The organism is Sphaerimonospora cavernae, assembly GCF_042435035.1.
GTDB classification, from domain to species: Bacteria; Actinomycetota; Actinomycetes; order Streptosporangiales; family Streptosporangiaceae; genus Sphaerimonospora; species Sphaerimonospora cavernae.
The window spans coordinates 23359-42243 of the sequence record NZ_JBHMQT010000006.1; the positions used below are offsets into that span (position 1 = coordinate 23359).

20 protein-coding genes are annotated in these 18885 nt (G+C 67.1%); 7 read left to right on the forward strand and 13 right to left on the reverse strand.

Annotated elements, in window-relative coordinates; translation table 11 throughout:
• Nucleotides 1–34: 34 nt before the first annotated feature.
• Entirely contained in the window at nt 35–2104 is a 2070-nt protein-coding gene (locus ACFHYQ_RS04685; RefSeq protein WP_394299821.1) for an ATP-binding protein, read from the reverse strand.
• A gap of 517 nt (nt 2105–2621) precedes the next feature.
• Here ACFHYQ_RS04685 and ACFHYQ_RS04690 point away from each other — a divergent pair.
• On the forward strand, nt 2622–2750 hold the full coding sequence (locus tag ACFHYQ_RS04690) for a hypothetical protein (protein WP_394299822.1): 129 nt from the start codon (nt 2622–2624) through the stop codon (nt 2748–2750).
• Nucleotides 2751–2777: 27 nt separating this feature from the next.
• Here the strand turns inward: ACFHYQ_RS04690 and ACFHYQ_RS04695 are convergent, their stop codons facing one another.
• The 5 genes from ACFHYQ_RS04695 to ACFHYQ_RS04715 form a co-directional block, all read right to left on the reverse strand.
• Nucleotides 2778–3314: an IS66 family transposase gene (locus ACFHYQ_RS04695; protein ID WP_394299823.1), complete on the reverse strand. Its 537-nt coding sequence runs from the start codon at nt 3312–3314 to the stop codon at nt 2778–2780.
• On the reverse strand, nt 3283–4170 hold the full coding sequence (locus tag ACFHYQ_RS04700; RefSeq protein WP_394299824.1) for a hypothetical protein: 888 nt from the start codon (nt 4168–4170) through the stop codon (nt 3283–3285). The genes ACFHYQ_RS04695 and ACFHYQ_RS04700 overlap by 32 nt, the downstream gene beginning before the upstream one ends.
• A gap of 222 nt (nt 4171–4392) precedes the next feature.
• Nucleotides 4393–5520 (reverse strand): FAD-dependent oxidoreductase, encoded by a 1128-nt coding sequence (locus ACFHYQ_RS04705; protein WP_394299825.1) that lies wholly within the window; start codon nt 5518–5520, stop codon nt 4393–4395.
• Between the two features lie 123 nt (nt 5521–5643).
• On the reverse strand, nt 5644–6714 hold the full coding sequence (locus ACFHYQ_RS04710) for a methyltransferase (protein ID WP_394299826.1): 1071 nt from the start codon (nt 6712–6714) through the stop codon (nt 5644–5646).
• Nucleotides 6715–6804: 90 nt separating this feature from the next.
• Nucleotides 6805–7869: a methyltransferase gene (locus ACFHYQ_RS04715; protein ID WP_394299827.1), complete on the reverse strand. Its 1065-nt coding sequence runs from the start codon at nt 7867–7869 to the stop codon at nt 6805–6807.
• 521 nt (nt 7870–8390) lie between these two features.
• Between ACFHYQ_RS04715 and ACFHYQ_RS04720 the strand changes: the two genes are divergently transcribed.
• On the forward strand, nt 8391–9161 hold the full coding sequence (locus ACFHYQ_RS04720; protein WP_394299828.1) for an AfsR/SARP family transcriptional regulator: 771 nt from the start codon (nt 8391–8393) through the stop codon (nt 9159–9161).
• Here ACFHYQ_RS04720 and ACFHYQ_RS04725 read toward each other — a convergent pair.
• From ACFHYQ_RS04725 to ACFHYQ_RS04740, 4 genes are all read right to left on the reverse strand, one after another.
• Nucleotides 9074–9946: an AfsR/SARP family transcriptional regulator gene (locus ACFHYQ_RS04725; RefSeq protein ID WP_394299829.1), complete on the reverse strand. Its 873-nt coding sequence runs from the start codon at nt 9944–9946 to the stop codon at nt 9074–9076. The genes ACFHYQ_RS04720 and ACFHYQ_RS04725 overlap by 88 nt on opposite strands.
• A 141-nt stretch (nt 9947–10087) precedes the next feature.
• On the reverse strand, nt 10088–11083 hold the full coding sequence (locus tag ACFHYQ_RS04730; RefSeq protein WP_394299830.1) for a class I SAM-dependent methyltransferase: 996 nt from the start codon (nt 11081–11083) through the stop codon (nt 10088–10090).
• Nucleotides 11084–11148: 65 nt separating this feature from the next.
• The gene (locus ACFHYQ_RS04735) at nt 11149–12216 is read right to left on the reverse strand and encodes a type III polyketide synthase (protein WP_394299831.1); all 1068 of its coding nucleotides are present in this window, start codon (nt 12214–12216) and stop codon (nt 11149–11151) included.
• A gap of 333 nt (nt 12217–12549) precedes the next feature.
• Complete coding sequence (locus tag ACFHYQ_RS04740; RefSeq protein WP_394299832.1) at nt 12550–13008, reverse strand: MarR family winged helix-turn-helix transcriptional regulator; 459 nt, start codon at nt 13006–13008, stop codon at nt 12550–12552.
• A gap of 178 nt (nt 13009–13186) precedes the next feature.
• On the opposite strand from ACFHYQ_RS04740, the gene ACFHYQ_RS04745 reads away from it, so the two are divergent.
• Together ACFHYQ_RS04745 and ACFHYQ_RS04750 are read left to right on the forward strand one after the other, a co-directional pair.
• On the forward strand, nt 13187–14605 hold the full coding sequence (locus ACFHYQ_RS04745; protein WP_394299833.1) for an FAD-binding oxidoreductase: 1419 nt from the start codon (nt 13187–13189) through the stop codon (nt 14603–14605).
• Nucleotides 14606–14745: 140 nt separating this feature from the next.
• Nucleotides 14746–15021: a hypothetical protein gene (locus ACFHYQ_RS04750; RefSeq protein WP_394299834.1), complete on the forward strand. Its 276-nt coding sequence runs from the start codon at nt 14746–14748 to the stop codon at nt 15019–15021.
• A gap of 217 nt (nt 15022–15238) precedes the next feature.
• On the opposite strand, the gene ACFHYQ_RS04755 is transcribed toward ACFHYQ_RS04750, so the two are convergent.
• Complete coding sequence (locus tag ACFHYQ_RS04755) at nt 15239–15688, reverse strand: hypothetical protein (protein WP_357811586.1); 450 nt, start codon at nt 15686–15688, stop codon at nt 15239–15241.
• A 274-nt stretch (nt 15689–15962) separates the two neighbouring features.
• Nucleotides 15963–16172 (reverse strand): hypothetical protein, encoded by a 210-nt coding sequence (locus ACFHYQ_RS04760; protein WP_394299835.1) that lies wholly within the window; start codon nt 16170–16172, stop codon nt 15963–15965.
• 110 nt (nt 16173–16282) lie between these two features.
• On the opposite strand from ACFHYQ_RS04760, the gene ACFHYQ_RS04765 reads away from it, so the two are divergent.
• The 3 genes from ACFHYQ_RS04765 to ACFHYQ_RS04775 are packed head-to-tail and all read left to right on the forward strand — an operon-like array spanning nt 16283 to nt 17835.
• Entirely contained in the window at nt 16283–16453 is a 171-nt protein-coding gene (locus ACFHYQ_RS04765; protein WP_394299836.1) for a hypothetical protein, read from the forward strand.
• 9 nt (nt 16454–16462) lie between these two features.
• The gene (locus tag ACFHYQ_RS04770; protein WP_394299837.1) at nt 16463–17050 is read left to right on the forward strand and encodes a recombinase family protein; all 588 of its coding nucleotides are present in this window, start codon (nt 16463–16465) and stop codon (nt 17048–17050) included.
• Nucleotides 17050–17835: a hypothetical protein gene (locus tag ACFHYQ_RS04775; protein WP_394299838.1), complete on the forward strand. Its 786-nt coding sequence runs from the start codon at nt 17050–17052 to the stop codon at nt 17833–17835. Before ACFHYQ_RS04770 ends, ACFHYQ_RS04775 begins: the two co-directional genes overlap by 1 nt.
• Nucleotides 17836–18225: 390 nt before the next feature.
• On the opposite strand, the gene ACFHYQ_RS04780 is transcribed toward ACFHYQ_RS04775, so the two are convergent.
• Complete coding sequence (locus ACFHYQ_RS04780) at nt 18226–18783, reverse strand: TetR/AcrR family transcriptional regulator (RefSeq protein WP_394299839.1); 558 nt, start codon at nt 18781–18783, stop codon at nt 18226–18228.
• Nucleotides 18784–18885: the final 102 nt, after the last annotated feature.

Sequence of the window (18885 nt, forward strand, 5' to 3'; positions counted from 1 at the left end):
CCTTCGAGGGCTAGTCCACCGAGGGGTTCAGGCCTTAGCGGCCACGCGACTTCGGGCCAGGTGGGCGGCACCCCCGACTCCCGCTGTCGTACGGCGGTGCCACCACGGGCCTCGGCGACGGCCGTTGCGGCAGCGGTGTGAGCGGCAGGGGCGCGTCCGGCGCCGGGAGCCGGTACTCGGCGCCCTCGGCCGCGCTCTCGGTGCCCCGCGCCCACGCCCGGCCCGCCGCCGCGCCGAGCCGCCGGAGCAGGCGGGCCCTGCGCAGTCGCCCGGTGGTCTCGTACAGCGCCTCGGTGACCAGGGCGTGGGTGAAGCGGAACCAGCCGAGCCGGTGCTGGTCCTCCACCACCAGGCCTGCCGCGATCGCGGTGTCGAGGATCTCCAGCGCCGCGTCGATCTCGATCGGCACGACCTCGGCGACGACCTCGATGTCGAAGTGCCTGCCAGCGACGGCGGCCACCGACAGCAGCTCGGCCGCGGGCCGGGGCAGCCGCGCGACGCGGCGCAGCGCCACTTCCCGCACCGAGACCGGCACCGGGGCCGTGAGAGGGTCGTCCAGGCGCTGCTCGCCGGCCAACAGTTTGATCAGTTCCAGCAGGAAGAACGGGTTGCCCTCGGTACGGGCGTACAGCCCTTCCGCGGTGCGCTTGCTGACCTCCTGGCGGAGGATGGCGCCCGCCAGGGTCCGAGTGTCCCGCGAGTCCAGTCCTTTGAGGTCTATCCGCGCCAATTCCCCTCGGGACAAGGCGGCCAGCGCCTCAGCCAGGATCGGAGCCTCGTCCGAACGGTAGGACACGACCAGCAGCAACCGGTGCGCGGGCACCGACTCGGCGAGGTGGGCCAGCAGCTGCAGCGAACTCGGGTCCGCCCGGTGGAAGTGGTCGAGCGTCACTACCATCGGCGCGTTCTGGGACATGTCGGTCAAATAATGGACAATCGCCTCAAATCGCCGCAGTGCGGCACCAGTTATGTCCTCGCCGTCCACCAGCGACCGGGGGTCCCTGTCCAGCAACTCGGCCACCGGTCCCGGCACCGGCCGCTCTGGGAAGGAGGCTTTCGCCGCGCGCAGCACCTGCTCCCACGGCCACAACGACGGCGCGGCCACGTGTTCGGGGCAGGCGCCCCAGAACACCGGCACCCCCGCCGACTCGGCGAAACGCCGAAGCAGGCAGGTCTTCCCGACCCCCGGCTCGCCGGACACCGTGACCACCCGGCCCCGGCCCGCCTCCGCCGCGGCCAACGCCTCGGTCAGCTGGCGCAGCGCCGTCTCGCGACCGACGAAGACCGCCACGTCGGCGCCCGGCGCGGGCGGCGGAGCGGTCGTCACGACCTGCGGCGGGGCAGCGGGCTCGCTGGACGCCACCACGGTCGGGACGGCGGGGACCGGACGCCAGTCCAGAGTCGGCGCTTGGTTCAGGATCTCGCGACTGCGTTGCTGGAGCGCGGGTCCGGGGTCGATGCCCATCTCCTCTTTGAGTCGTACCCGGATGGTCCGCAGCACTGCCAGCGCGTCGGCCTGGCGCCCGGCCCGGTACAGTGCCAGGCTCAGCAGTTCGCAGCCGTACTCGCGCAACGGGTTGACCTTCATGAAGGCCCCCAGTTCGGCCACGACCACCTCGTGCGCGCCCACGGCCAGCAGCGCGGCGCAGCGCATCTCGAAGACGGACAGCCGCAACTCCTCCAGCCGCGCCACTTCCGGCACCACACACGGGGCATCGGCCACCTCCGGGTAGGCCTGGCCCCGCCACAACGCCAAACCGGACTCGAACTCACCCAGCGCCTGCTGCGGATCGTCGCGGTCCCACGCGCGCCACCCCGCCGTGGCGTGCTCGCTGAACCGACAGACGTCGACGTCGACGACGCTGATGTCCAACAGGTAGCCCCAGGGAGAGGTGCGCAACACCGTCGCAGGCGTCCTCGGCGCACGGTCCGGTTCCAACAACCTGCGCAGGTTGGACACATACGCCTGAAGTGAGGTCATCGCCGACGGCGGCGGGTGGCCCGCCCACAACGCTTCCAATATGACGTCCACCGGCACCGGCTGACCCACCTGGCTCACCAGCAACGCGAGCAACGCACGCTGCTTGGGCGCCCCTATGTCCACCGGCCGACCAGAGACCGTCGCCTCTACAGGACCCAGCGCACGAAACTTCACCATGGCCTGGGAAGCCCCTTGAACGTCTGACGACTGTGCCGGTCTCTCAGCCCGTGGGATGGAACCCGACGGAGTGTGACGCGCGCCCCCGACGACTGATGTGGTAGTCATTTGCGCCTTTCCGGTCAGGTCAGTTATCGATTGGCCGCTGAACCGTAGTCGGCGCCCGCGCCCGATCTGATGGCGCGGCGCGCTGAATCCAGCTGGATATGGCGTAAGAGCACCTCTCATATGTGAATCGGGCCCACCACAGGAGCAGTGCGGTGCCGTATTTGGTTCACCGCCTAAAGGCCTGAACTGAACCGCCCGAAATGTGAAGGCGAGAGCCAGTCAGCCCCATCCAGATCCTCAAATATCGACTTCTTCGAGGCTAAGAACGCCCACTCAAAATCCACTTAAGAACTCCTAACCGACACTCTGCGGAGAGGCTGGCAGGAAACATCTGGCAGTCGGAGGATGCGGTCGGATGCTGCTGCTGCACCGGCTGGCCGCTCATACGTCGTCGCTGCCCGATGCCGGGGTGGTCGCCTTCCTGGATGTGGACTCGATGCAGCGGCGGACCCCGGTGGGAACTCATCGAGCCCATCCTGGGTAACCACTCACACCTACCTGTGAGCTGGGGTTATGCAGCGGTTCGAGGCAGGATCCAGGGCGTGCCGAGGAAAGCGGCATGCAGAGCGTGGAAGGCGTCGATGCCGTGGTTGGCGGCGGTGACGAGGTAGGTGTGGGCGCGGCAGAACGCCCGCAGGCCGCTCATGCTGCGCCAGCAACCGCTGATCTTCATCTGGGTCCTGGCCCTTCGTAAGATCCGCTCGCTGCCGTTGTTGGTCGCCCTGACGCGAAGATCGCTCAGGAAGAGCAAGGCCTTGTCCACCCGATCGTTCAGGCGTTCGGCCAGAACCCTGGCCTGGTTCTTGGGCCGTCCGACATGATGGGGGTTGAGCTTGACCCCTTGCTCGGCAAGGTCGAGGTAGCGGGTCCGGATGTCGGCGATGACCTGTGGGTTCAGATCGGTTTTACCGTCACGGACGGCCTGGTTGGCGGTGTGGACGGCCTCCTGCAGCACGGTGCGGAGCTGTGCGGCCCAGGCGCCTCGTACCGGATCGGCCTCGTGAACCCGGCAGAGATCACGTACGACGTGGGCCAGGCAGATTTGCACCCCGGCCAGCAGGCTGTCCAGGACAGTAGTAGCCCACGTAGTCGTCGCGGACCAGGATGCCGGTGAAGCCGGTCAGCAGGCCGAAGCCCTTGATGGTGGCGTGGCCGCGGGTGGCGCCGGCGCCGTACCAGACGACCTTGCCGTCGTGCATGCCGTAAATGTAGGCGGTGTTCCCGGCCAGCGCGACCGCGGTCTTGACGTTCGGGCCGTAACACGCCTGACCAGGCTGGACACCCTCGGGCGTCGCCGCGGTCGTCGCGTGACCGCACGAGCAACGCCGCACCGGCATCCGGTATTCGATCGTCTCCGGCATGACCTGCGGCAACTCGGTCACCTGGGCGCGGACGAACCCGGCATCGGCCCCGTGGCCGAATTCAGCGTCGCAGCCGCCGCACCGATCCGGCGCGGACAGGATCTGGATCCGGTCCGGGCCGGCTGTCACCTCCATCCGTGTGCCCTTACGGCCGCGCTGGCCACCCGGCGGACGCTTGGGCCCGTACACCCCGCGCGAGCCCGGCGAGGCATTCTTCTTATCCTCGGCCCGTTCCTTGCGCTCCCACACCTTCTCACTCGAGGTGGGCGTCCCGGAGCGGTTGGAGTCGATGTTCAGCCGTCGCTGCAGCTCAGCGATCAGCTCCCGCAGTTGCTTGATCTCCTCGGCCTGAGCGGTGATGACCTCGGTCTGCCGGACGATCCGCTCGCGCGCCACGGCAAGCTCGGCTTCGCGTTCGGCCAGCAACTCCCGCAGTCGTGTATTCGCGGCCCGGACCTCGGCCACGTCCTGCCGCAGGGCAGCCATCTGCCGCGCAAACTCCTCCATCGAGGGCGCGCTCGGGGACACGGGCTGCTCGGACATGATCGGCGATCACCATGCCGGACCTCGGCTCAATCACCAAACCGACAGTCTCAAGATCATGAAAGGTGTGAGTGGTTACCATCCTGGGGATGAGACGACGATGCCGTTACGGCACCCGGACCAAGGCTGAGGAATTTTCGATTCCGGACGGAACCGGCGTCGCCGGATTCCGCGGCGGTCTTACTACGACCGTAGGGCGACGCGGAAGCGAAAGCGGGAACATCAGACCGGTTCCACCAGCTTGGCCAGCGCCCGCTCCACGACGGCGGTCTGGGCCTCCGGCGGTGCCTGAAGCTGTTCGAGTCTGCCGATCTCGATCGAGCTCTCGACGACGAGCCTGCACCGCTCCTCGCGCCGGGCGGTGAACGCCGCGAACGTCTCGGCGACCGTCCCGTGGACGGCGAGTTCCTCGGCGAGCACCAGGGCGTCCTCGATCGCCATCCCGGCGCCGGAGGCCAGCTGCGGCGTCGTGGGATGGGCGGCATCGCCGATCAGGATGATCCGCCCGGAATGCCAGGGACTCGGCAGGTAGAAGGACTGCAGCGGGCGGAACGCGATCGCGGTGTTTTCGTTGATCGATTCCCGGATCTCCCGCACGTACCCCCCGTACGGTTCGAGCAGTTCGACAAGGCCGTCCGGCAGCTGGTGGCGCTCCCGGACCAGCCGCGGCGTGCGCTCGACCACGAACAGGTACATTCTGGACGCCGAGATCGGAGTCCACCCGACTTTGGCCTTGCCACCGAGGAAGTAGTGGCGGCGGTCGACCCCCGGCGGGCGCGGCACGAACATCCGCCATACGCTCTGACCGGTGTACTCCGGACCCGGCGCGTCAGGGAAGATCTGGTCGCGGGTCCGCGAGAAGATCCCGTCCGCTCCGACGACCATGTCGTAGCGATCCGCGGTGCCGTCGCTGAAGGCGACGTCGACCCCGTCGTCGTCCTGGCCCATCCGGTCGACGGAGACACCGAGGCGCGGGTGGACGCCGCTGGCGAGCACCCGCGCGGAGAGGATCTGGTACAGCACCGGCCGGGCGATCCCGCCCGAGCCGCCCACCCCGGCCTCCGACGGCATCGGTGTCGGGATGTCCCGGACGGGCTCGCCGTCGATCGTGCACACCCGGATTCCCTCACCGACATAGCCCAGTTCGGCCACCTCGTCGTACACACCGAGCTGCCGGAACGCCCGCAGCGTCGGCCCGGTGATCGTGAGGCCCGCACCGGCCACCTTCCAGTCGGGATGGATGTCGATCAGATCGACCGCGACCCCGACGCGCCGAAGTGCGATCGTCGCCGCCATGCCGGCGATCCCGGCACCGACGATCAACACTCGACCCGTCTGCTTCGACGTCATCGTGTTCCCCTCTGCGGGCATGGAGTAACCGCGAACAGTCGACGACTCCGCCACGTGCTCGATCGGGGTCCATGGGCGACAGCGCCGGCACCCGCGAGTCGGCGGGCGTGACCAGACCGTGGGTCACGCGGTCTTCGTGGCGGACAGGATCGCCTGCACGGGGAGGGCGTACGGCGGCAGGTCGGCGGGGTCCTTAGGGATCGCCTGGGTGACCGTGAACCCGGCCTCCTCCAGCCAACTGCGGTAGACCGACAGCTTCTGCGGGCCGCCGTAACCCATCGAGCAGCCGAGGAAGAAGCTCGGGAAGAAATCGATGGTGTAGTTGTCGGTGTCCTTGACGTTCTCCGGGTAGATCGGCACCAGGATGTGGACCTGCCCGCCGACCTCCAGCGACTGGTTGACGCACTCGAAAATCTTGAGCACGTCGTCCTTGTCCCACATGTCGATGAAGTGCTTGATCAGCACGACGTCGAAGCCCTTGGGGATGCTGTCGAAGACGTTGCCGCCGATGAAGGAGCAGTGCTCCTCCACACCGTGTTCGCGGAAGTTCTTCAGGCAGTCCTCTTCCCGCTCGGGTAGGTCGAACGTCGTCACCCGCAGCCCGGGAGAGGCCTTGCGCTTGTAGGTGTGGATCGCGCCGAGGCCGGTGTTCCCGGCCAGGTCGAGGACTCGCGCGCCGGACGGGACGTCGATGTTGTCGAAGAACCAGGGGTCGATGCGGGCGGTGGTCGCGTTCATCACCCTCGACCATGGGTCGCCGATGTCCTTGTGAGTGGCCGCCGCCTCGTACAGGGTGCCCTCGAACCCGTAGAACTCGCGCAGGCCCACGAGCTTGCCGGTCCGCACGCTCTCGGTGAGATAGAACAGCTGCCGGAGCGTGACGACCTTGATGAAGTGCATGAAGTCGACCACCCCCTTGAGTTCGGCCTCGGGCACCTCGGCGAGCGTGTCGAGGGTGTAGGCGCCGGACGCCTCGTCGTAGGCGACGAAGCCCTCCTTGACCAGCAGGAACAGCAGCTGCTCCACGGCCGCGGGCGTGGCCCCTACCACGGTGCCGAGCTCGGCTGCGGTCATGCCGGGGTTGGCCCGGAGCGCGTCGATGATGCCCAGTTCGAAACAGGTCAGCAGGTTCATGAACCGCGCGGGTCCGACCATGTATTCACGGAACCGCGCGAGCGTGCCTTCTGCGGTCATGTGCTGATTCCTCCCAGTCGTGCTGCTTGTGCAAGATGTGTACGGGGTGGATTCGCTATCCCTGTGTGGAGCCGGTCCCACGCCGGCCGGTCACACGGTCTTCGTCGCGCTCAAAATGGCCTGCAAGGGGAGGGCGTCCGGGGGCAGTTCGGAAGGATGCTGGGCGATCGCCTTCGTGACGGTGAATCCGCACTCTTCCAACCAGTTCCGGAACGTCGACAGCTTCTGCGGCCCACCCTGTCCCGTGGCGCACCCGAGGAAGAAGCTCGGGTAGTAGTCGACGGTGCAGGACTCCTTGATGTCTTCGGAATAGATCGGCACCAGGATGTGGACCTGGCCGCCGACCTCCAGCGAGCCTCGGACGCCGTTGAGGATCTTGAGCACCTCGCTCTTGTCGAACATGTTGAGGAAGTGTTTGATCAGCACGACGTCGAAGCCCTTGGGAACCTCCACGAAGACGTCACCGCCGATGAACGAGCACTGCTCGGCCACCCCATGCTCCCGGAAGTTCTTCAGGCACGCCTCTTCCCGGCCGGGTAGGTCGAACGTCGTCACCCGCAGCCCGGGCGACGGCTTCATCTTGAGGGTGTGGATCGCGCCGAGGCCGGTGTTGCCCGCCAGGTCGAGGACCCGCGAACCCGCTGGGATGTCGACGTTGTCGAAGAACCAGGGGTCGATGCGGGCGGTGACCGAGTCCATCAGCCTCGACCAGGATTCCCGCAGGTCCGCGTGCACGGTCATGGCCTCGTACAGGTCCCCGTCGAACCCGTAGAGCTCGCGCAGGCCCACGAGCTTGCCGGTCCGCACGCTCTCGGTGAGATAGAACAGCTGCCGGAGCGTGGTGACCTTGATCTTGTCCATGAAGTCGAGCGGCCGCTTGAGGTCGATGTCGTCCACCTCGGCGAGCGCGTCGAGGGTGTAGGCGCCGGACGCCTCGTCGTAGGCGACGAAGCCCTCCTTGACCAGCAGGAACAGCAGCTGCTCCACGGCCGCGGGCGTGGCCCCTACCACGGTGCCGAGCTCGGCTGCGGTCATGCCGGGGTTGGCCCGGAGCGCGTCGATGATGCCCAGTTCGAAACAGGTCAGCAGGTTCATGAACCGCGCGGGTCCGACCATGTATTCACGGAATCGCGCGAGCGTGGCTTCTGCGGTCATGCACTGATCCCTTCGAGTTGGTTCCATCTCAGCGGCACATAACGTGAACCCGCTACACGCCGATGGGAGCACTGTGGGGCACGCTCCGCGTCGCCACGATCCGGCGGAGACCCGGGCGGTCGCCGCTACCCGCTCTTCAGCATCGGCCACGGGACTTGGCTGGGACTGTCCGGCGAGTTGGCGTCGGCTTGGCGGCCGCCACGAAAGCGCGGTGACCGGCCAAGCGTCGCCGCAGGTCAACCGTTATCGACGGGTCGACTACGGCGATGATCCGACCATTCGCGGCCAGTTCGAACCAGTACCAATATGAGACGGTTGCCCGAAATTCCACACAGAAAGCTGACAAATTACCAGTTTTCTTGACAGCCGACTCGACCGTCGCGCATGATCTGGTGGCCGCGGCAGTGCCAAGGCGGCAGGAGAACGTGCCCGTGACCTGACCATGCGCATCTCCGGAGAGGAGGATCGTCATCCGGATTCACCTTCTTGGGCCGTTGCGGATTTTCTGCGCTGGCGGAGAGATGGCGCCGGTTGCACGGAGACCGCGGCAGATTCTCGCTCTGCTCCTGCTCAGCTATTCGCGGGTCGTGCCCACGGCCGCGTTGATAGATGAGCTGTGGGACGGGTCCGCACCGAAAACGGCGCGCGCCGCTGTGCAGACCTACGTCTTCGAACTGCGCAAGAGATTCGCCGCGGCCGCCGGCCTCGGCATGGACGCCGTCGGCAGCGAGATCTTGCGCAGGGCGCGCAACGGCTACGAGTTCGTCGCCGAAGCGACCTGGTTCGACCTACGGTCCTTCCGGCAACGCGAGCAGACAGGGGTGGCCGCCATGGCCGAGGGCGACCTGAGCAAGGCCGCTCAGGACTTCCGCGCGGCGCTGTTGATGTGGAGCGGTCCGGCGTTGGCGGGCGTCGAACCGGGGCCGAGCATGCGGGCCGAGGTGGCCGGGCTCGAGCAGTCGAGGGCGACGATGCTGAACCACTGCATCGAACTTGAGTTGAGGTTCGGCAGACACCGGGAGATCCTGAGCGAGCTGGCGAACCTGGTGTCGTACGACAGGTTCAACGAGGACCTGTACGCGCAGTTCATGGTCGCGCTGTACCGCTCCGGCTACCGCGCCCGCGCACTGGAGGCGTTTCACCGGCTGCGCAAGGACATGGTTGGCAGGTTCGGCTTGGAACCGTCCCCCAGGTTGCACAGGTACTACCAATCGGTCCTCACCTCCGACCCGGAGCTGGACGAGATGCCGGTGCGGCCGCTGCCCAGCGAACTCCCGGTGCTGCACCCGTAGCCGCCTATGGCGTCGACGGCCGCGGTGTCGGCGACCCGCATGACGTGCCACAGCCGGGAGATCCGGTCGGAAGGCGCTACGCCGAGATCGTCCTGTATGTTCCGCCGGAGTCGGTCGAACACCTCGAGGGCCTGGATCCGGTATCCCGCCCGGTACAGGGCGATCATGAACTGGGTGTGCAGCTCTTCGTGGTGCGGATGCTGGACGACGAGCCTGGCCAGCTCGCTCAGCATCTCGCGGTGCCTGCCCATGTCCAACTGCGTACCGAAGAACAGGACCAGTGTGTCCAATCTGGACTGGTCAAGTTCGGCGACGGCGGCCTGGAGCAGCCTGCCGTGGTCGACGTCCAGCAACGCCGGGCCCCGCCACAAGCCGAGTGCCTCACTCAGCACCTGGCTCGCGCCGAGGGCGTCCCCGATGTTCAGCAGTGCCTGCCCCAAGGCCCGCAGCCGGTGGAACTCGGACAGGTCGAAGGGCGTCTTTCCGACGTCGACCCGGTAGCCACCGTCGCGGGTTTGCAGCAGGTCCTGTGCGACCAGGTCGCGCGGAACACCGAGTTTTCGAGCGAACTCCGTACGCAGGCTGAAGATATGGGTCTGCAGCGTGGTCGCGGCGCGCCGTGGCGGCGTGTCATCCCACAGTTCACTGATCAGCGAACTGGCCGGCACCCGGTGCGGTTCGTTGAGCAGCAACAAGGCAAGCAGCTGCCGAGACTTCCCGGTGATGTGCACCAGGTCTTCGCCGTCTCGCTGGATGGACAGCGAACCCAACACCTGAAATTCCATACGCTCAGTCCACACAGAGACACCTGCTCGGGAATACCAGCCACGCGGCGGCCGCGCCGGCGCTGTCAGACTCTTGGAAGAACGTGCGACGACGGGCTTCACGGCGTTACGGCAAATAGCGCAATGCCCGCACCACTGAGTTTACCGTGCGAAGATCAAAGTGGTGGGCGACTCCGTCGAATGGAACGAGACGTCGTCGAAACCCGCCTCCGTGAGCCAGGCCCGGTAGTCGGCCTGCCGCCAGGTCCCACCCTTCTTGCTCTTGAGCAGCATTTCCGAGGCGAACAGGAGTGGGAAGAACGGGCCACCGCGGTCGTCGTCGACGACGTAGTCGCAGACGACCAGCGTGCCCCCGGGCTTGAGGGCTGCCCTGACCTTGGCGAAGATTGCGATGTTGTCCTCCGGCCCTTCCTGATGTGCGACGTGGGAGTACACTGCGATGTCGTAGGCGGCGGTGCCGAACTCCACGGTATGGAAATCCCCGTTGATGCAGGTGAACCGATCGGCCAGGTGCCGCTCTTTCAGCAGCCTGCGAGCGATCGCATTGATCTGCGCCCAGTCGAGCTGGGTCGAGCGGGCGGCGGGGTTGAGCCCGAGCCAGATGGCTGAGAAGATGCCCGACCCGCCGCCGAGGTCGAGGATCGAGACCTCCCCTGCCGCCGCCAGCCCCAGCAGGTCGGCGGCGACTGTCGCCACCGGGACCGACTGCGCGGCGATGGCGGGGACCACGTCCTCCCAGTGCGGGTTATCGGCCGCCTCGGTCATGGCGTCCACCGGTCCCCCGGTGCGGAACACCTCGAGTAGGCTCCCCATCTTGCCCATCTGCCCCAGTTTGAGCTTCGCGTAGCCGCTCAAGCCGGCGGGCCTGCCCTCGACAAGGAACGCGGCCGCTTCGGCGGTGTTGCGGTAGCTCGCGCCGTGTAGCTCGACCAGGCCCAAGCCGACGAGCCCGTCGAGCAGAGTCTGTGCGCCCCGCTTCGAGATCCCGGCTTTGGCGGCCAGCTGATCCGCGGTGTCCACACCTGCGTCGAGGTGGGTGAACAGTGAGTACTTCGCCGCCGAACCGAGGATGCCGGTGGCCCAGTAGCCGTTGGCGATCTCCATGATCCGGTCCGGCCTCGGTTGGTCGTTACTCACGCTGCCTCCTGAGTCCAGTGTGTAGGTGGCACGCGACCGCGCGCCGATGTTCCGGTGCCCAGCCCTCAGTGGGGCGCGGATACGGCCTCGGGAATCTGCTCTAGGCTCGTCGGCGCGTCCAGGGACCAACTGCCTACCGACATTTCCGCGGTGATGCCCGGTCCGAAACCGGCGATCACACCGATGGCACCGGGTGTCATCGTGCCTTCCTCGAACAGCCTGCGCAGCGCGTCGAGCACCACCGCGCTGGCGATGTTGCCGTACTCGGTCAGCGTCGCCCAGCTGTGGCGGAACATGCTGTTGTCGACACCGAGGTACTTGCTCAGGTCGGCCAGAATCCGCGGGCCGCCCGCGTGGATGACGTAGAAGTCGAGGTTGCCGACGTCCCAGCCGTGCTCGAGGGCGAGTGCGCGCAGCACCGGGGCGAGTGGCTCCATCGTCCCAGGCACCCGGCGGTCCAGTTGGAAGTGGAAGCCGGTGGAGCGCACAGCGTAGGAGATCCAGTTCTCGGTGTCCGGGATGATGTAGGCGGCATTGCGCTCCAGCGTGATGCCGTAGCCGCCGTTCCCCCGCACCACGGCGGCCGCGACCGCGTCGCCGAACAGCCCGTCGGACAGCAGGGACCCGACACCGTCGTCCTCGGGTTGGTAGCACAGCGAGCACAGCTCGCAGGAGACGATCAGGACGTTGCTGTCCGGATAGGCCATGCAGAAGTCATGGGCGCGGTTGATCGCCGCGCCGCCCGCCGCGCAGCCCAGCTGCGCGATGGGGATCTGCCGGGTGTTGTACCGGAATCCCAAGTTGTTGATCAACCATGCGGTCGGCGACGGCATCGTGAATCCGGTGCACGACACGAAGATGATCGCGTCGATGTCCTGCGCCATCAGCGAGGCGTTCGCCAGAGCCTCCTCGATGACCACAGGGCACCTCTTTTTCGACTCCAACTCGAAGATGCGGTTTCGCTGCTCGAAGCCGGGGTGGCGCAGCGTCTCCTCGATGGGCTGCACTATATGCCGCTTCTGCACGCCCGTGTTCCTGACCAATCGGAGCGCCAATGGAAGCTGCGGCTTTCCAGCGTGTGCCTGCTCGGCGAATTTCAGCGTGTCGTCCAGCGTGATGACATACTCCGGCACGCGCACAGACGGCTTGCATAACGTTGGCATTTCTGGAGTCTCCTCCTGTGGAAGTCCACTCTCTGTGCGGAAAGCGCCCTTCGTGTACCCCCGGTACAGATATCAGGTCGCAACGCGCTGCGTATGCCGCGCCGCGGATCGCAGTCGGCGTCGGCTCGGAGATACACATCCACTACCGTCGTTCATCTCGCTTGCCGTGGGCTTGGCATCGACTTGGCATCCCCTTTCGCGGTGGAGGCGGACGCTCGGAACGCGCCTGCCGCAACAGCGTGGCCGCACCGTTTGACGAGCGGGTTCCGGTGCCGCACGGGAGGCTGCGCCCGCGGCGGACTTCTATCCACTTTGAAGGGTGATGATCTCCTCCATTGTCCGGCGCAGCAGGGCGATCCGGTCCTGACCGAGGTGCAGTGCCCACCGCCGTTCGATGTCCACGAGGATTCGCGCGGCAGCCGCCTGGCCCGCCATGCCCCGCTCGGTCAGTCGGATGATCTTCGCCCGGCGGTCCTTCGGGTCGGTCGCCCGCTCGACGTAGCCGAGCCGCTCGAGCTCGTCGACCAGTTCGGCGATGGCCTGTTTGGTGAGCCCGGCGCGGTCGGCTAGCACGGTCAGCCGTGACCCCTCCTCGTCGATGAACCGGAAGACGGAGCCGTGCCGGTACCGGATTCCCTCGAACCCCTCCTCGCCGAGTCGCCGGTGGAGCAACTCGATTGTGATGTTCCTGGCCTGCGTGAGCAGAGCGGGAAGCGGCGCCTGGCCCGCGCCCGCCTCGCCGCGCTCCCCGGATTGCGTCATCCCGGGCGACCTTTCTGGTGTGGCCCATTTCGTCAGGCTACTTGACAATACGTTGCTCCTAGTTAACAGTAGTTTTGCCAATCCTGACAACCGTGACACGACCGCGCGATCCGTTGCGTGTTGTCGCATGGCCCGATTTAGTGGCGGATCCCAAACACCGGCAGAGGTAGGAATTTCGATGATCCGTTTCGACCATGAAGGAAACAAGGTCGCCGACGTCGACGCCGCGGCGATCGACGCTTTAGCCAAGCAGGTGGAAGGCCTGGTGCTCGCCCCTGACAACGAGCGGTACGACGCCGAACGCGCCGGGCACCAGACCACCCGCTGGCACCGGCCCGATGTGATAGTGAGCGCGGTCGGGCCCGCCGACGTGCAGGCGGCGGTGGCGTTCGCGAACGGTTACGGACTCCCGGTGGCGGTGCAAGGAACCGGGCACGCGCTCGCCGCCGTCGCAGCCGAGGGCGGAGTGCTGATCAATACCTCCCGGATGACGGGTATCCGGGTGAATGCCGAGGCGGGCACCGTGTGGGTGGGTGCCGGAGTGAAGTGGGATCAGGTGATCCACGAGGCGGCGACGGTCGGGCTGGCCCCACTGTCGGGTTCGGCCCCAGGCGTCGGCGTGGTCTCCTACACCCTCGGCGGCGGCCTGGGCCTGCTGTCGCGGCGGTATGGGTACGCCGCCGACCATGTGCGCGGCATCGACGTCGTCACGGTGGACGGCAGGCTGCGGCACGTCACCGAGACCTCCGACCCGGACCTGTTCTGGGCGCTGCGCGGCGGCCGGGACAACTTCGGCGTGGTGACTGGTATCGAGGTCGACCTCATGCCGATCACGACGATCTACGGAGGCGGACTGTTCTTCGACGCCGGGTCGGCCGCCGAGGTCCTCGGCAGCTACGTGCGATGGACGACCACCGTGCCCGACGAGATGACCTCGTCGGTCGCGCTGATCTCCTTCCCCGAGGTCCCGGCGCTTCCGGAGCCGTTGCGCGGCCGCTACGTCGTCCACGTCCGCATCGCCTACGCCGCGGACACCCTCGGGGCGGGCGAGGGCCTGGTGGCGCCGCTGCGGGCGCTCAACCCGTTCATCGACACCGTTGCCGAGATGCCCTATGCCCAGGCCGGGTCCATCCACAACGACCCGCCCTTTCCGGGGAGCTTCGAGTCCGGCACCGCACTGTTGGGCGAGTTCGACTCCGCTGCGGTGCGCGCCCTGCTCGGGCACGTCGGCCCCCAAGCGCCGGTGCCGCACGTCGTCGAACTGCGCCATCTAGGCGGGAGGCTGGCCCACCCCTCCGCCGTCCCGAACGCCGTCGGCCATCGCGACGCGCGTTACGCGATCAACGTGGTCTCCCGGTTGGAGCGTGCCGAGATCACCGACATCCGGCCCGCACACGAGCGCGTGTTCGCGGCGATCGCGCCGTGGACCACCGGCGGCCGAGCGCTGAACTTCATGAACGGCGAGAGCGACGCCAAGGACGTGGCCTCCGCGTACAACCCCGAGGACTACCGGCGCCTGGCCGAGATCAAGGCCGTCTACGACCCCCAGAACATCTTCCGGCTCAACCACAACATCCCGCCCGCCGTCACCGGGTGACCCGGAAAACAGGCAGCCCCCGGGCCCGGCAGGGCGCACGCAGACCCCGCGACGTTCGAGATCGTGACATGGATGTTCGTTGCATTCTCCGAAAACTGGGCAAAGAGGCCAAGGGGACCGTTCATGGGCCAGTCGGCGACTTGGGTTCGGAGATCAGCGCCCTTCTGGGCAAGCATGCGAACGCGGCCACGATCCGCCAGCTGGGCCGGCAGTACGGGCTGCACTCCTTTACGCTGAGCGGCGAGCCCGGCGAACTCGTGGCCAACCTGGACGAGGGCCGTACCTACTTCGATGGCACGGCATTCGAGGCTGATGCGTCAGGCCTCCCCGGCGCTATCGTCGAGGTCGTCCCTCGTGGTCCCGGGGTCGACGTCCAGGAACGTGAAGCACTCGGTGGCATGCGCGGAGCCGCGTGACCGTCCCGATCAGCGACCGCGAGCAGCAGGAGCTGACCCGTCTCACTGATGCCCAGGCCGCCGTCGCGCGGGCTGCCGGCATCGCGCGCGACGGCGTGCCCAAGGCCGGCGAGGAGCGCCTGCTCGCCCTCGCCTACGCCATGCGTCAATGCCGCGCACCGCCGGGGGAGACCCGTGAGCCATCCAGTCGGTCGGCGGATCTCTTCGCCTCGGCCGCTCACTCGGCACCGTCGACAGACTGTCCGCCGCTACCGTCGAACGGATTGGCCAGGTCACGGGCGATCTCGGGATCGCTCCAGGCCAGAGCGGTGGAGGTCCACGACCGGCGGGCCCGGGCGTAGGGCAGCAGTTCCCCGGTGTCGGCTCCGGCCAACAGATGAGCGAGGAGTTCGCGGACACACTGCGGCCGCTCGTGCTCCGGAAGCCAGGTCAGCCAAGGAAGGTCCTCGGCTAGGGCTTCTTCCGCCAGGACCCGATTGGAGCGAGCCACGATGGTCATGGAACGGGCCAGCGTGAGGAGAGCGGCACGGGCCGCCTGGTAACGCTCGTCGCGTACCAGCCAGACGTTTTCGGCGTCTCGCCGCTCCAGGAGCACATCGGCAACGTCGAGCTCGGGGAAGACCTCGTTGCGGTCACGGGCCAGCGCGCTGAAAGGGAACGTCTTCATGAATCCAGACTACCCGTCGAGTGCATCACTAGTACAACACTAATGGTGAAGAGCGCGATGGATAGATGTTGAGATTCGCGTTCGCAGGTCGGGTATCGACCGAGGATCTGCAGGATCCCACCACGTCCAGGCAGTGGCAGCGGTCCCGGGCTGAGCAACTCATCGTCGGCGCATCGCCGCCAGGACGGCCCCGAACCGGGCGGTCCACTCGATGTGCACCAGCTCTTTGGGGATCTCCCAGGTGTCATGGATCTCCGGGTCGGTCAGGGTCTGCTCACCGCGCCCGGCGGCCGAGCTCGCGCAGCCGGGCGGACTGCTCCTCGGAGACGGGGAAGCGAAGCGGGCCGACTCCGTCGACCGTCACCGACAGGTCGGTCATGAAGAGCTTCTGGTAGACGCTCCACGCGGCCTGTTGCTCCAGCTCCCCCGGCTTCCCCGGCTCACCGAGCAGCTCAGCCAGTCGCTCACGGGCCGTACCTGGCACGAAACACCACTCCCTCTCACGCGAAACCCCTAAATTACCGGGCTTACGCGCACCGACGGATGAAATCGGGCGTCATGAGTGAAAGGAAAACTCTCAGAAGGGACAGGGGCATGACCGCGACCCAAACCGAACTTCAGCTCGACACCTGGATCGGTCAGGCTCGCCGGGGAACCCGGAGACGCCCGGCCAAGCGCCGTCAGGCGGAGCCGGGGCTGCGGTTCGCGTTCTATGGCCGGACGTCGACGGACCGGTTTCAGGATCGGCGGACCTCGCAGGGCTGACAGCGGGAGGTGGCCGCGGAGTTGGTGTCGGGGCACGGGCGGGTCGTGCGGGAGTTCTTCGACGTCGGGGTGTCCCGGAGGGTGCCATGGCAGGATCGTCCGAAGGCGGCCGAGCTGTTGGAGCTCATCAGCGGGCCGGATTGCCCGTTCGACGCGATCGTGGTCGGCGAGTACGAGCGGGCGTTCTTCGCCGATCAGCTCAACGAGTTGCTGCCGTGGCTGGAAGAGCGCGGGGTGCAGGTGTGGCTGCCCGAGGCGGCCGGCGCGGTCGAGATGGGCAGCCCGACCCACCAGGCGTTGATGACCGTGCTCGGCGCGCAGGCACAGCGCGAGGTGGTCCGGGCGCGCCACCGGGTGCTGGCCGCGATGCGGGTGCAAGCGGCCGTGCAGGGCCGGTACATGGGCGGCCGTCCGCCGTACGGGTATCGGCTGGCGGACGCCGGTCCGCATCCGAACCGGGCGCATGCCCGCTGGGGGCGCCGATTCCACCGGGTATCACTACCTTCATCAGGCTTCCCCCAGCTACGTGGGACGAGCCTAGCCCAGCCACCGAGCAGCACAAGCGTGACCTCGACCTCAGCTCGCTCCGCGCATTGATGAACACCTCCGAGACCGTACGCACGCACTCGCTGGAGCGCTTCCCCCGCTCCTTCGCCGACTGCGGCTTCGACCCCGCCGCGCACCTCACCGCGAACGCCGCGTGGCTGACCCCGGCGACAATCGCGCACAACCTGCTGCGTGCCACCGGATGCCTGGCCTCGGTGTTCCATGCCAAGGCACGCGGGGCCACATCGCGCCCACCCTCCCCGACACCTCCCGGGTCAGGCTGCCGCCAACTCCAAAGTAGCTCTACCCAGAACCTTTACCGGCGTTTCGCAGTCAAACAGAACATGATGAAGACGATGATCGGGGCCTCGCTCCTCGCCGGCTCGCTGCTGGTCTCCGGCGCCACCGCGGCGAACGCCCAGGTGAAGCCGACGCTGGGTCCCCACGGTTATGGCGCCGTCAAGCTCGGTATGACCGTCAAGCAGGCCAAGGCGACGAGGAAGGTCGTCCAGAAGATGCCGGGCGGCGGCGGCTGCTCCGGCTGGGACCTGAAGAAGTTCCCGACCCCCAAGGACTCGGTTGGCGTCTACATCTCGCCGAAGGTGGGACTGGCCGCCATCTTCGCAGCGAAGGGCATGAGAACCCCGGAAGGCATCAAGATCGGCTCCACCGCCAAGCAGTTGAAGGCGGCCTACCCACACATCAAGAAAGACTTCCACGGCTTCTACTCGATCACGGTCCCCGGCAACAAGAAGGCCTACTACACCTTCGGTGTCACGCGCGGCAAGGTCACCGAGTACGGCATGGCGCTCAACGAGCAGGACTGTTTCAACTAGCGGGCATGCCACTTCCGCAATGCCGCCGAACTGGAAGCGGGCGTGGAGCAACGACGGCAACACCGGCAGTCGTGCTGAGGTTTTCGACATGCAGGTCGTCATGCGGCAGAGGAAGCGGTCACGCTCTGACCGCTTCCTCTGCCATTGTCGCTACCGGCAGGGCCGGACGAACCGATCGTCATCGGCCGCAGGAGAGCAATCTGCCGCCATATGCAGCGCACCAGCTCTGTGGTCCCGGGGCCTCAGACGACGGCAACACGTAAGACCACCCAGATGACAGGAATCAAGTGGGGTTCTTGCCCCTGGCCACCAGCCCTCGGTGCCCGGCGCGGTCGATGAGGGCCGGACAGGGTTGATTTGTCCAGGCCGAGCAACGCGGCGAGTTCACGCTTAGGGACATATGCCGTCGAGGGTGAGGCGGAGCAGGCGGCGTGCCGTCAGCGGATCACCTTCAGCGATGCGAGAGACCGCCTCTACCAGGGTGAGCAGATCGTCCGGGGAGACTTCGGAGCGGACGGCGGCCACCGTGAGGGCATGATTCACCAGGACCACGGTCGCCTCCCGCACGATGCCATGGCAGGTGTCGACGGCGGGCGAGTCGACGTCCGCCCCGGCGGCCAGCGAAGCGGGCAGGCCGCGGGTGTTCGCCGCGGCGGTCGTCAGTTCTTCCAGCCAGGTCACAAGTCCCGTCCGGGGGTCACCGCCGGCCAGTTCGCCGGCTCGTCGGCGAAGACGCTCGACCTCATCGCGGAAGACCTCCTCGAGTAACGCCTGGCGGGAGGGGAAGTGCCGGTGCAAGGTGGCGGAGCCCACGCCGGCGTCGCGGGCGATCTCCTCGAGGGAGACCTGGGCTCCGTCGCGGGCGACGAGGGCCGCGGCCGCCGCGAGGAGCCGCTCATGGTTGCGTTGCCAGTCCGACCGCTGCGGCCCGGCCTTGGGATTCGCCATTGGTATGACCTCTCATTGACAAATGGAGGGGGCCCCCATATCGTAGCGGGACATTAAACGGGGTGTGACCCCACTTTGAGTTATGGAGGATTGCCGTGCCTG